Genomic DNA, 13200 nt, shown 5'->3' on the forward strand with positions numbered 1-13200 from the left:
ATACAGAAAGGGCGCCGCGGCAATAAGCACGGCGCCCGATATGCGCCCTAAAGGGCGTTGATGGCTTCAAGCGCGCCTTCGGGCCAGCTGTCCGAAATCTCGGAGTTCAGGTACTGCTCCTGCGCATAGGCGCGGAAGGCGTCCTGATCGGGCTCGTAGATGTTGAGACCGGCAGCTTCGAACTCGCCGATCAACTGCTCTTCCATGGCGATGTGTTCGGCCTGGCTCCAGTTGATGGCCTCGCTGGCAGCGGCCTGGAAGGCTTCCTGGTCTTCTGCCGACATGGCGTTCCATGCGTCGGACGAGATCACCAGAAGATCATACCCGATCAGGTGCGACGTCAGAACGATCTGGTCCATCACCTCGTAGAACTTCATGTTCTGAACGTTGGGAAGCGGGTTGTCCTGGCCGTCGATGGCGCCGGTCTGAAGGCCGGTATAGACCTCGGCATAATCCATCGGTGTGGGGTTAGCGCCAATGGAGCTACCCAGGAACTGCCAGGCATCGCCGCCCGGCATGCGCAGGCGCACGCCTTCCATATCGGCCGGGGTCTGAATTTCCTTATCGATGCGCAGACCAACCTGGCGGGCGCCAAAATAGGTGGGGCCCAGAATGTGAACGCCGAGCTGATCTTCGGCCATCTGCTTGAATTCTTCGCCCACTTCGCTCTCAAAGAACGTACGCAGGTGCTCGGCATCACGGAACAGATAGGCCGAGGTCAAAAGCGACCATTCGGGAATCTGGTTGGAGATATCCTGAGGGGCGATATTGCCCATCTCGAGGTTTCCACGCTGCAGTGCGACGAGCTCGGTGCCTTGACGGAACAGGGTTCCGCCGTAATAGGGCTCGATGGTGGCGATGTCGCGCACTGCATCGGCGAACTGGCCCATCATGGCGGCGCGGATGTCCTGATCGGAAAACACAGCCGAAAAGCGGAGCGTGGGCGCGTCCTGCGCCATGACCGGCATCGATACTGCAGCCGCAACTGCAACCGAGCCGAGCATGAGAGCCCGGCGGGTGAGATTCAAAAGCATAATTATCTTCCTCCTTGTTGCATCCGGCGACGATTGGCGCAGCGTCACGACGCGCGACATCTCCCCTCTCTCGCCGATCTCAAATGTACGAACTAGTTCGTTTATGTCAAGCAGCTTTCCACCTGCTGTCAATGCATCTATCTTTACCAATAACGTCTGTCAATTTTGAAAATCTCATATGAAACAATTTTACACCGTGATAACGTGAAGGTGACAAGTGCGCAGAGACGTGGCAGGAACAGGCGACGGGGAAGAAAACGATCATGGCAAACGCAAAACCGCTGCACGACACAATGGACGAAATCTCCGACACCGTAGGCGAGCAGGCCTTCCGAAAGATTCGCGGCGACATCGTATCGGGCGATCTCAAGCCGGGGCAAAAGCTCAAGCTCGAACAGCTCAAGAGCAAATATGGCGTCAGCGTTTCCACGCTTCGCGAAATCCTCAACCGGCTCACGACCGAGGATCTGGTGGTGGCGGAGGGACAGCGCGGGTTCGAAGTCAGCCCCGCCTCGGTGGACAATCTGCGTGAAGTGGGCGACCTGCGGCTGGTTCTCGAAAACCACGCGCTCGCGCTTTCCTTTGCGGCGGGCGACCTCGACTGGGAAGCGGATGTGGTTGCGGCCCATCACAAGCTGTCATCGATCGAACGGGCGCTGCTGGGGGGCGATGCGAATCGGACATTTGAGTGGATCAAATACGATTTTGCGTTTCACCATGCGCTGATTTCGGCCTGCGGATCAAAGTCGCTGCTGGCGATCCATCAGTCGATTTTCGACCGCTTCATGCGCTACCACCTTCTGGCTGCGAGCTTTCGCGGCGACGGGGTTTCCGAGGACCACAAGGAGTTGTTCCGGCTGGCGCTTGAACGGGACGTTGCCGGAGCCCAGGCCAAGCTGGCCCAGCACATTCATTCGGGCATCGACCATATCCTGAGCACCGGCCGGCTCTAGCGTCGGACGATCAGGCCGCCGCTTCAAAGCTGCGGGTCATTTCCTCACGCGATGGCACGCGACCGGTGAACAGCTCAAATGCCTTGACGGCCTGAAATATGGCCATGCCGGTGCCCGGGAGCGTGGCGCATCCCGCTGCAGCCGCGCGCTTTACCAGCGCGGTTTCGCGCGGGAAATAGACGATATCGGCAACCCATTGGCCAGCGCTCAAAAGCTCGGCATCGACCGGCAGGCCGGGATATTTATCCATTCCGACCGGGGTGGCATTGACGATGCCATCGAAACTGGAAACCGACGAGATGTCGGTGGTTGCAGTCACTTGATAGGCCATCTCGCGCATGCGCGCCGCAAGGCCCTGGCTGCGGGCGGCGTCCATGTCGAAGACGACCAACTCCTCTACCCCGACCTCGATCAGGGCGCGGGCAACGGCGGCACCGGCACCCCCTGCCCCGATCTGGAGCACGCGCTTGCGCTGCGCGTTGGGCAGGCCGAGCCGAAAACTTTCGGCAAATCCCCAACAATCGGTGTTGTGGCCGATCCGCTGTCCGGCATCGAATATCACGGTGTTGACCGCCCCGATCTCCTTTGCATCGGGCGCGAGACCATTGAGGTGCTCAATCACGGCCTGCTTGAACGGATGGGTAACATTGACACCGCGGAACCCGACCTTTTCCAGCAGATCGACAACGTCACCCAAATGCTCGTTGCCCAGGGCGAGCGCGTCAAAATCGATCAGGTGGTAATGATAGTCGAGCCCCTGGCGCTCGCCTTCCTGCCTGTGCATGGTGGGAGAGAGCGATGCGCCGATTCCACGGCCAAGCAATCCGATATGAATGGCCCCCTTGGCGCCGATATCGAGCAATTCCGCAAGATTGCCGCCCAGATTCGCCATGCCTGAAGATCCCGCTTGTGCTGACAGTGCAGTCAAATCCATTCCCCTTCGGGCCATTGCCTTGCCCTTGTGTTTTTTGACCGTCTCGACCTAAATGCAGGCGCGACAGTAGGTGAATGATGTACGAACTAGTTAGTTTAGTCAATCCACGATGCATGGTGACAGGGGCGGGATATTGAGCACTACCGAGGATACGAAACGGCCCGGCCGACGTCAGCAGGACCCCGAGGGCACCCGGCGCAACATCATAGAGGTCGCCTCGAACGAATTTGCTCTCAATGGGTTGGCCGGGGCACGTATTGACGAGATTGCCGAAAAGACCCGCGCCAGCAAGCGCATGATCTATTATTATTTCGGCGACAAGGAGGGCCTTTACGTCAGCGCTCTCGAAAACGCCTATCGCGTGGTGCGCGAAGGGGAGGCCGAGCTTGATATCGAAAGCCTGCCGCCGCTCGAGGGATTGCGCCGTCTCGTGGGCTTTACATTCGATCATCATTCCGAGCATGAGGATTTCATCCGCATGGTGATGATCGAAAACATTCATTCGGGGCGTTATATGGAACGCTCACCGGCGCTGCGCGCCGTCAACGAGGCCGCTATCGCGCGGATCGGATCGATCTACACCAAGGGCGTCGCGGATGGCGTTTTCCGGGACGGGCTGGACCCTCTGGAAATCCACTGGCAGATCAGCGCGCTGTGCTTTTTCAACGTATCGAACCGGGCGACCTTTTCCCACCTGTTCGGCCGCGACATGGGTTCGGCGCAAAATCAGGCAACGCTGCGCCAGAACGCCATCGACATGGTTTTTCGGTATCTGGCCAAGCCCGAATATATCTAGGTATCGATCGGGCGGGAGCCCTCGGAACTCAGGCTCGCGCGCACCACATTGACCGGCAGGGCAAGCGGCCTGTAGAATGTACGAAACAGTTCGTATGTTGTGGAGCCATCATGAAGACCTCAATCGCGACGGTATCGATCAGCGGCGATCTGCGCGAAAAGCTTGCCGCGATTGCCGGGGCCGGGTTTGACGGGATCGAGATTTTCGAAAACGACTTTCTGGCGTTTGACGGTGGCCCGCGCGAAGTTGGGCGCATGGTGCGCGATCATGGGCTCGAAATATCGCTGTTCCAGCCATTCCGCGATTTCGAGGGCCTGCCCGAGCCCGAACGCAGCCGGGCGTTCGATCGGGCTGAACGCAAGTTCGATGTGATGGAAGAGCTGGGCACGGATCTGGTGCTGATCTGCTCGAACGTCTCGCCTGCCGCGCTGGGCGGCATCGATCGCGCCGCAGCCGACCTGCGCGAATTGGGCGAGCGTGCGAAAAGGCGCGGCTTGCGGATTGGCTATGAGGCGCTGGCCTGGGGGCGGCATGTCAACGACCACCGCGATGCATGGGAGATCGTACGGCGTGCCGATCACGCCAATGTCGGCCTGATTGTCGACAGCTTTCACACCATTGTGCGCAAGATCGACCCGCAAACCATACGCTCGATACCGGGCGACAAGATATTCTTCGTGCAACTGGCCGATGCGCCATTGATCGATATGGACCTGCTCTATTGGAGCCGGCATTTCCGCACCATGCCCGGACAGGGCGATCTCGATGTCACCGGCTTTGCCGCAGCCGTCGCGGCCAGCGGCTATGACGGGATGTGGTCGCTGGAGATTTTCAACGACCAGTTCCGTGGCGGCACGCCCGGCACCATCGCGGCTGACGGGCATCGCTCGCTGATCGCGCTGATGGATGCAGTGCGGCGCGCCGAGCCGGCCGTCAAGACCGATCTGGCACCCATGCCCGCACCGATTGCCGTCGAGGGGGTCGAATTCATCGAATTTGCCGCCAACGAGACCGAGGCGGAAGATCTGAAGACGATGCTGGCGTCGATGGGGTTTGCCCATGCGGGACGCCACATCGCCAAGCATGTCGATCTCTACCGCAATGGCGGGGTCAATATCGTCATCAACACCGAGCGCGAGGGCTTTGCCCATTCCGCCTATCTGATGCACGGTACCTGCGTGTGCGATATCGGGCTCAAGGTCGAGGATGCGCAGGCGACGGTGGCGCGCGCCAGAGCGCTTGGGGCCGAACCGTTCGAGCAGCCGGTTGGGCCGGGCGAGCTCAAGATTCCGGCCATTCGCGGTGTGGGCGGCGGGCTGATGCATTTCGTGGACGACAAGACCGAACTGGCCAAAGTCTGGGAGACAGAATTCACCCCGGTGACCGACCAGGGCACACCCGATATGGGCGTTACCCATGTCGACCATGTCGGCCAGACCATGAATTACGAGGAACTTCTGACCTGGCTGTTGTTCTACACGACCCTGTTTGACACGCGCAAAACCCCAATGCTCGACGTGGTCGATCCGGCGGGGCTGGTGCGGTCGCAGGTGATCGAGAACGAGAAAGGCACCATAAGGTTTACCCTGAACGGCGCCGATCAGCGCTCGACGCTGGCGGGACATTTCATTTCGGAAAGTTTCGGATCGTCGGTCCAGCACATCGCCTTTGCGTCGTCGGACATTTTCAGGACCGCCGAGGCGCTCAGGGCCACCGGGTTCAAGTTCCTTGGGATTTCTGCCAACTACTTTGCCGATCTGCAGGCCCGGTTCGGGCTGGCGGATGAATTCGTCGCTCGACTCAAGGCCGGCAACATCCTTTACGACCGCGACGGAGACGGGGAGTATTTCCAGCTCTACTCCTCGCTATACGGCGATGGGTTCTTCTTTGAAATCGTCGAGCGCCGCGGCGGATACAACGGCTATGGCGCGCCCAATGCCCAGTTCAGAATTGCCGCCCAGAAGCGGAGCCTGAGGGACAGAAAAATTCCCGCACGCTAGATCGGCCCGCCTCCCATCCATCGCAATAAACACTTTGTCTGCTCGGCCCTGGCAGCCGGAGAGGGCCTGTGTTCCTCGGCCCGAGCCAGGGACAACGCGCGCCAACGTCAATAAGGTAACTCACTTGTGTTATTGTTTTTCACGGCGCATACTCGTGGTCGAATTGGACGGAAAGATCCGATGCCAGGCGCCGCTGAACGGGCCATAGGAGTGTAATTTCAAAGGTAGGACAAACCCGATGACCAAGATCACACGACGCATGTTCATGGCGTCCTTGCCGGTGATGTATGCAGCCTCGCACATCCCCGCCTGGGCGGCTCCGCTCAGCGATCTCGACCTGATCGCCCAGCAAAAACTCGAGCCGGCCATCGTTACTCTCTATCGCCGTCTCGAGCGCCTGACTTCCACCGCCACAATCATGACCACAGGGGCGCACCCCGATGACGAACCGTCGGCGATGCTGGCGGCGTTGCGCCATGTCTATGGCATCCATCCGGTAGTCTATGCCATCACGCGCGGCGAAGGCGGTCAGAACTCGATCGGGCCGGAACTGGGCTCGGTGCTGGGCGTGCTGCGCACCCGCGAAATGGAAGAAGCCTCGCGCTCGCTCGATGCCTCGCTGGCATTCGGCAGTTTCGGGCACACCGATTCCGTTCACGATTTCGGCTTTTCCAAAGACCCCAACGAGACCATCGACCAGTGGGGCCGCGACAAGATCGTCGAGCGCATGACGGCGGCGTTCCGCAAGTACAAGCCCGACATCATCATGAACTGCTTCCTCGATGTCCCTGGCCAGCATGGCCACCACAGGGCGGCCAACGTCGCGACATTCATTGCCGCCGAGCTGTCGGGCAACCCGCAGGAATTCCCCGACCAGATCGCCGGCGGCCTCGACACCTGGGAGGTGCCGAAAATCTATCAGCCAGCCTATGGCGGCGGCGGCGGGGTCTATGACGACGAGGTGCCGCCTCCCCCCGTGACGCTGGTGGTGACTGCACCCGAACGCGACAAGATTTCCGGTGCGACTTTCCCCCAGATGGGCGAATGGTCCCGCTCCTGCCACCGCACACAGGGCATGGGCCGCTGGCGGCCCGAGCCGACGACCGAATGGGAGCTCAATCTCTCCCGCATTACCGGTGGTGGCGAAGGCGCCCAGGAAAGCGATATTCGCGAAGGGCTCATCGCCACAGTCGGGGACATCGCCGAACTCGACGGCATGCCGTCCGACACCGCAGATGCACTGCGTGAGGCCCAGGGGCTGATCGAGGAAGCCATTGCCGATTATGGCGACCCGGTCGTCGTTCTGGCGAAAGTGGGACGGGTTGGTGAAATCATCGACATGGCCCGCGAGAGCCTGCCCGAAGCGCTGCATGCCAATGTCGCACACCGGCTGGATCGCAAGGTCAAGGAGATCGACCTCGCCCTTGCCGCCGCGGCCGGTGTTCAGATCCGGTCCTATACCGAGGGCGGCGATGTGACGCCGGGCGACGAAGTGGTCATCAAGACCATCGTCGATGGTCCCGAGGACGTAACAATCGAGGGTGTCGAGATCGTCGCGCGCGAGGGTCTCACGGCTTCGGGTGAAACGGTTTCTGTTGCCGAAGACGCCAGCTACACCAACCCGCTCAGCGAAGAGTTCGATCCGCTGGGTGGCAATGGCGATGCTTATACAAAGGTGTCGCTCAATATCGGCGGACGCACGGTTGTGCTCGACGTCGATCTGGAAGACCAGCTGCGCGTCATTCCCACGGCTTCGATGACAATCGAACCGAGCGCAATCGTCTTCAATACCACCGCCGAGCTGGGTCCGGTGCCGCTGACGGCGACACTGACCAACGCGACGCTGGGTGACCTCTCGATGCCGGTTCCCCAGGGTTGGGCGCTCGATGAAACCGAGCGCGCCTCGGACATGAGCGGCACGTTCGCGCTGGTGCCACCTGACGGGCTCGAGCAGTTGCGCTTCGATATCGAACCCGAACTTCTCGGTGAGCAGGCCTATCAGATCGACACCTTCACCTACCCCCATATCGGCCGGTCGGTGGTTCCCACCACGGTATCGGTTCCCGTGCAGGCAGTCGGCGCCGAGCTGCCATCGGTCAAGCGCATCGGGTACGTATCGGGCGGCAACGACAATGTCGGGCTGTGGATGGAACGGCTCGGGCTCGAGGTCGTGGAATTGTCTCCCGAGGACATTTCGAGCGGTACCTATGGCGATCTCGGCACGATCGTTGTCGGTATTTTCGCGTTCGGGCGGCGCCCCGATCTGGCAGAGAACATTGATGGCATCCACGAATGGGTGCGCAATGGCGGGCATCTGGTGACCCTTTATCACCGCCCGTCCGACGGCTGGGATCCCGAGACCATTCCGGTCGCCTATCTCAAGATCGGCTCACCCTCGATCCGTTTCCGCGTGACCGACCCCAATGCGGAAGTCGATGTTCTCGAGCCTGACCATCCGCTGCTCAACTACCCCAACACCATCGGAGCGGACGACTGGGCGAACTGGGACAAGGAACGCGGGCTGTATTTCGCCGAGGAGTGGGACGAGGTCTACAAGCCGCTTCTGGCCATGCACGATAGCGGGGAAGATCCGCTGGCAGGCTCGCTGCTTTCGGCCCAGATCGGGGCCGGACGGCATACGCACACCAGTCTGATCCTGCACCACCAGCTCGACAATCTGGTGCCCGGCGCTTTCCGGCTGCTCGCCAACCTCGTCCAGCCGGCTGAATAGTTGCCCAAGGCATGGTTGTGACGATGAGCGCCCCGGTTTGCCGGGGCGCTTTTTTTGTCGTATCGCGCGGTCGAACCGAAAAAGTCGGCACCTTTTTCAGACAGCACCCCGGCTATCGCTCTGTCTCGGAATTGGCCTTGCGCCGGATGGCGGCGGCTTCGAGCATGTTGGTCGATTGCAGCGCGATAAGGATGATCGCCACGCCGATGACCGTCGCCCAGGATGGGACTTCGTTGAAAAAGACAAACCCGGCAAGCGCGGCAAAGCCGATGGAAAGATATCCCAGAGGCGCCAGTATGCGGGCCGGGGTCGTCTGGTAGGCGCGCAGGAAGCAGTACTGTCCGATCTGGGCCAGGATGCCGATGGCAAGGAGCGTCGGCCAATCGGCCGATGCCACGGGCTGCCAGACAACCATCGCGGGAATGGCGGTCAGCACGGAGAGCCCGACGGTATAAAAGACCATGAGGACGGCGGTATCCTCGTTTTCCATGGCGCGGATCTGGATGACGGCAAGCGAGCCAAACAGCACCGAGCCGAACGCCGCGGCAAGGCCCCATGAGAACGTCACTTCGCCCGGCGCGAGGATGACAAGAATGCCGACAAAGCCGATGGCGGTGCCGATCCAGCGCACGGGGGCGATTCTTTCGGCCAGCAGCCACGCAGCAAAAACCATGACGACCAGCGGCCGCATGAAGCCAATCGCATTGACCAGCGCAAGTGGCAGAGCCGCAAGCGCTGTGAAATTGCAGGTCAGGGCCAGCGTGTTGCATCCCACCCGCACCAGATGCCGCAGGGGCTGTTTGGTACCGATGACCGCATGGCGCTTGCGCCAAGCCAGCGGCAGGATGGAGACCAACCCGATCAGCGAGCGGATGAACACCAGCTGGATCGCCGGATAGGTGGCGCCCTCGAACTTGACGAGAACGGTCATGACCGTAATCAACGTCATGTCGGCCAAAAGCCAGGCGATGCCGCTGCGATAGGAAGGCGCCGGGTCGGCCATCTACATGCGGCCGCCCGCCACGAGGTTTGCCAGGATGCGGAAGGCGCCGGGCACGAGATGATCGAGCTGGTGGTGGAGGACGAGGCTGGTGTGGGTGTGACGGCCCTTGCCGATTTCGGCCGTCAGGAGCGAGCCTTTCAGCGGGCTTTCGCCCTTGTCGCTCATGGCAAGGAGCGGGGTATAGGCATCGTCCCATTCTGATGCAAAATAGAGGCCCCGCTCCTTGTTCCAACCCTGGAAGTCGCCCACCGAGATCGGGTTGGGGCCGGCAAAAATCGGATTGTCCGCCGCCAGTATCTCCACCGGCGCATCGGGATTGGTCACCCGCCAGCGCAGTGACGGCTGGCCAATCTTGAGAAAGCGCGGCGGAACGGCGTCCGGCGTCCAGCCATCCCAGGGGCGATGGTAGAGGGTGACAAGATTGCCGCCTGCCTCGACATAAGCGCGGAGCGCTTGAGTGCTGGCAGCCAGATCGGGGCGCAGCCCGAAGGCGAAGATGCCAACGACAATGGCGGGAAATCCCGAAAGATCTTCGGAAAGCGCCCGCGCGTCGAGTTCGGTCACCTTGAACCCCATGCGCGCCAGCCAGAGGCCGACATTGTCGGCACCGCCCCCGATATAGGCAACGCGGCGGTCCTCGGGGAGAGCGAGGGTGAGCGCAAGAATATCGAGACGCGCGGGGGTCAGGTAAAGGCTTTTACCGATATGGGCGTAGTCAATGGGCTGGACGGTGAAGGCCGGCGCATCGTCGAGAAGCGCGTCGAGGGTATAGCGGCCCTCGACCAGCCCGCTTCCCGAGAGCGTAACGCCGTCCCTGCCTGGCACGATTTCGATGCCTTGAGCGCTGGAAAGACTTAGATTGCCGGTATCGCCTTCGATCCTGGCTTCCACCGACAGACCTGAAAATTCGGCATCTGCCGCCACCAGCAGGGCGCTGGGCGTCAGGCTGACCGAGGCTGCCGGGACGATGGTGAGTGGGCGTTCCAGACCGAAGGCGCGCGCTATGGTGCGTCCGGAAACGGTCAGAGTCAGGACGATGCACGCATCGCCATTGGCACCCGAGGCCGTGAACGACTGGGTAAATGGCCCGGTGACGGGGGCGTCGGGCGCCACCTCCAGTGTATATCTGCCCGGCGGCTGCGCAATGATCGAGACACCGTCGGGCAGGATCAGATCGATCGAAACGTCTTGGGGTACACCACGAAGCGTAAGGCTGAGATCGACCGTCTGGCCCTGCGCCACCACCGGCCGGTCGAGCGCGGCGACACAATCGATGCCGGCTGCGACGAGCATTGCAGATTCGAGATCGGCAATCATGGTTTCGATGCGATGGACGTGTTCGGCCGGGACCGTTTCGGCATGAGCCTCGATGATCTCAAGGGCCACCGCCAAGGGGGCAATGATCTCATCGGCCTTGGGGAAGGCCGCGATGGCTGTGGCAATGGCCGAATCGGCAGAGGCGAGCCCGGGAACAATGTCGGCGAGGCGGCCGGGAAGATTGTCGGTGATCTCGCCGATATCATCTGGCCCGACCCGGAGATGGAGCGGCCATTCGGTCCTGGGATTTTCCGGCCAGCGCCCCATGCCCTGGCTGGCATGATAGAGCCGGGACCACTCCCCGATCTCATCAAACGGCACGCCGGTTGCAAAATCGGGGTTGGTCGCAACCAACTTTACCGTTTGGGGCGGCGGTGGCACCTCGTCATCATAAGTCGATCCCCCGCCAGACCAGGCGGGCAGATAATATTTGGTGACCTGCCAGGGCGCCAGGCCCTGAGCGAAATGCTCGGGATAGGCGTTGGGGTCTGCAGCCAGCGCAATCGCCTCCTCGGCGGCCATGGTCATGGCGCGATGATGACCGTGCTGGCCGGGCACATCGAGAAATGTGGGGATGACGATATCGGGCTTTTCACTGCGATAGGCGCGAACCATACGCTCAACGATCAGGTCGTGCTGCCAGCGTTCGAGGGTGTCGTGACCGTTTTTCGAGAACCCGAAATCGTGGACGGGATCGCTCGGGCCGAACCCGAACCATACGATATCGGCATCGATAACCTTTGCCGATTCTTCAAGCTCGCGGGTGCGAACCACTCCAAGCGCGCCGCCGCGCTCGGGACCGAGCGTATTCTGGCCGCCCTCCCCGCGCGTCGAACAGCCGATGATGGTACGCATGCCGAGCCCGAAGCGCATGAAGGCAAGCATGGCGTTCTGCTCGTCGTCAGGATGGGCGCCGGTGTGAAGCACCGTGACGCACGATTTCAACCGAGCCAGGGCCCGGTGGAGTGCAACCAGTCGTGAATTGGCGCGACGCTGGGTGAAGCGATGGGAAAGCTCAAGGCGCGATAGGGGCATGGACAGTCCTATGGCCGGGCAGCTGCGACCGCCGGCGAATATTCGAGTGAGAGTTGAGGCGACAAGATATCGTGCAGGGCGAGAGCAGCCGCACCCAGTGCCGCGGTAAAGCGCCCCGTTTGCCCGCGAACGACTCGCGGCTGGGCACGTCCGGTACGGGTGGAGACAGAAACCGGCAGCGGTTCGAGCGCCGCGATCAGCGCATCGAGGATAACATCGGGAAGATTGCCGCCGAACACCACGGTTTCGGGATCGAAGATGTTTTCGATCATGGCAACTGTGGGCGCCAGATAGTCGGCCGCTTGCTTGATCCAATCGGCAAGGACCGGATCGTTCTGGGTGAAAAGCGGTTCGAGAGCGCCGCTGTCGATGTTGGGACGGCCACTGGCCGCCAGTTTTTCGCGCAAGGCATACAACGAAGCAAAGCGCTCCAGCGCACCGTCGGGACCGTAACTTGGTAAGCCATGGCGCGGCACCAGCGCCACATGGCCGATTTCGCCAGCATTGCCGAAGGCACCGCGCAGTGGAACGCCGTCCTTGAGAACGCCAAGACCCAGGCCGACGCCGAAATAGAGAAAGCAGAAATTGGAAATCTGGCGCCCGGCCCCGTAGAGCCGTTCGCCAACGGCGGCGGCGGTGGCGTCATTTTCGATCGACACGGGCTGGCCAATGGCCCGGGAGAGTGTCGCCTTGGCGTCGATGCCCTTCCAGCCGGGCAGCGTCGCGGGTCCGACCGAACTCATCCCTTCGACCTCGAACGGCCCCGGCATCACGGCGCCAAACCCGATCAGCCGGTCTCGCGAAGCGCCGATCTGGGCGCAGAGCTTGTCGATTTCCTCCGATACCCTGCCGGGCACCTGATCGGGCGTTGCCGATTGAAGGGGAGCGATCGCCTGAGCGCGGACGGCACCAGAGAGATCGAGCAGGGTGGTCGCTATATGATCGGCGGCGATTTCCACGCCCCCGGTCAAGGGGCCGTCGGGATTGATGGCAAACTGGATCGGCGGCTGGCCGCGGCCCGAACGCAGCCGGCCCAGTTGCACCAGCATGCCCTCGCTCAAAAGGTCATCGACGATATTGGCGACGGCCTGAGGCGTAATGCGGGCGCGGCGGGCAATTTCGGTGCGTCCCATATGACCATGGGTGCGAATGACTTCGAGCACCACGCGCCTGTTATGGGCCCGGTTGCGCTCTGGATTGGAACCGATGACGAGGCGTGGGCCACGACCGTGCTTTTCCGAACTGGTCAAGGTTTCCCCTCTTGCCGATTGGGCGCGCGCTATCGGACCAGCAGATTATGCACGCCATCCGAATAACACAAGTAGATTAATTTAATCGCGCGTAATCCGCGGCCGCAGCGGCACCGGACGCGGAGTGGATTGGTCATTGTTTCGATT

The 13200-nt window shown here is 61.5% G+C and carries 9 protein-coding genes; 4 read left to right on the forward strand and 5 right to left on the reverse strand.

All coding sequences use genetic code 11. The features are described 5' to 3' along the window. Positions 1-47: 47 nt before the first annotated feature. A complete protein-coding gene (dctP, locus tag V6617_RS15510; protein WP_338607821.1) occupies positions 48-1034 on the reverse strand; it encodes a TRAP transporter substrate-binding protein DctP in 987 nt (328 codons plus the stop codon). 263 nt (positions 1035-1297) lie between these two features. On the opposite strand from dctP, the gene V6617_RS15515 reads away from it, so the two are divergent. Further along, entirely contained in the window at positions 1298-1987 is a 690-nt protein-coding gene (locus tag V6617_RS15515) for a GntR family transcriptional regulator (protein WP_338607822.1), read from the forward strand. A 10-nt stretch (positions 1988-1997) separates the two neighbouring features. Here the strand turns inward: V6617_RS15515 and V6617_RS15520 are convergent, their stop codons facing one another. Further along, positions 1998-2879 (reverse strand): shikimate dehydrogenase, encoded by an 882-nt coding sequence (locus V6617_RS15520; protein ID WP_338607823.1) that lies wholly within the window; start codon positions 2877-2879, stop codon positions 1998-2000. A gap of 175 nt (positions 2880-3054) precedes the next feature. Here V6617_RS15520 and V6617_RS15525 point away from each other — a divergent pair, with 175 nt between their 5' ends. From V6617_RS15525 to V6617_RS15535, 3 genes are all read left to right on the forward strand, one after another. Further along, positions 3055-3717 carry a TetR family transcriptional regulator gene (locus V6617_RS15525; protein ID WP_338607824.1) on the forward strand — a complete coding sequence of 221 codons (663 nt, stop codon included), beginning with the start codon at positions 3055-3057 and terminating at the stop codon, positions 3715-3717. Positions 3718-3827: 110 nt separating this feature from the next. Next, a complete protein-coding gene (locus tag V6617_RS15530; protein ID WP_338607825.1) occupies positions 3828-5717 on the forward strand; it encodes a bifunctional sugar phosphate isomerase/epimerase/4-hydroxyphenylpyruvate dioxygenase family protein in 1890 nt (629 codons plus the stop codon). A 238-nt stretch (positions 5718-5955) separates the two neighbouring features. Further along, positions 5956-8448: a PIG-L family deacetylase gene (locus V6617_RS15535; RefSeq protein ID WP_338607826.1), complete on the forward strand. Its 2493-nt coding sequence runs from the start codon at positions 5956-5958 to the stop codon at positions 8446-8448. A 112-nt stretch (positions 8449-8560) separates the two neighbouring features. On the opposite strand, the gene V6617_RS15540 is transcribed toward V6617_RS15535, so the two are convergent. The 3 genes from V6617_RS15540 to V6617_RS15550 are packed head-to-tail and all read right to left on the reverse strand — an operon-like array spanning position 8561 to position 13053. After that, complete coding sequence (locus V6617_RS15540) at positions 8561-9451, reverse strand: DMT family transporter (RefSeq protein WP_338607827.1); 891 nt, start codon at positions 9449-9451, stop codon at positions 8561-8563. Beyond that, positions 9452-11803 carry a PIG-L family deacetylase gene (locus V6617_RS15545; RefSeq protein WP_338607828.1) on the reverse strand — a complete coding sequence of 784 codons (2352 nt, stop codon included), beginning with the start codon at positions 11801-11803 and terminating at the stop codon, positions 9452-9454. Between the two features lie 8 nt (positions 11804-11811). After that, on the reverse strand, positions 11812-13053 hold the full coding sequence (locus V6617_RS15550; protein ID WP_338607829.1) for an ROK family transcriptional regulator: 1242 nt from the start codon (positions 13051-13053) through the stop codon (positions 11812-11814). Positions 13054-13200 lie beyond the last annotated feature (147 nt).

Source organism: Pelagibacterium nitratireducens (assembly GCF_037044555.1).
GTDB lineage: Bacteria > Pseudomonadota > Alphaproteobacteria > Rhizobiales > Devosiaceae > Pelagibacterium > Pelagibacterium nitratireducens.

Excerpts from the sequence above, each read along its gene's own strand:
- dctP (WP_338607821.1), bottom strand. The coding sequence starts at position 1,034 with ATGCTTTTGAATCTCACCCGCCGGGCTCTCATGCTCGGCTCGGTTGCA.
- V6617_RS15515 (WP_338607822.1), top strand. The coding sequence starts at position 1,298 with ATGGCAAACGCAAAACCGCTGCACGACACAATGGACGAAATCTCCGAC.
- V6617_RS15520 (WP_338607823.1), bottom strand. The coding sequence starts at position 2,879 with ATGGCGAATCTGGGCGGCAATCTTGCGGAATTGCTCGATATCGGCGCC.
- V6617_RS15530 (WP_338607825.1), top strand. The coding sequence starts at position 3,828 with ATGAAGACCTCAATCGCGACGGTATCGATCAGCGGCGATCTGCGCGAA.
- V6617_RS15535 (WP_338607826.1), top strand. The coding sequence starts at position 5,956 with ATGACCAAGATCACACGACGCATGTTCATGGCGTCCTTGCCGGTGATG.
- V6617_RS15540 (WP_338607827.1), bottom strand. The coding sequence starts at position 9,451 with ATGGCCGACCCGGCGCCTTCCTATCGCAGCGGCATCGCCTGGCTTTTG.
- V6617_RS15545 (WP_338607828.1), bottom strand. The coding sequence starts at position 11,803 with ATGCCCCTATCGCGCCTTGAGCTTTCCCATCGCTTCACCCAGCGTCGC.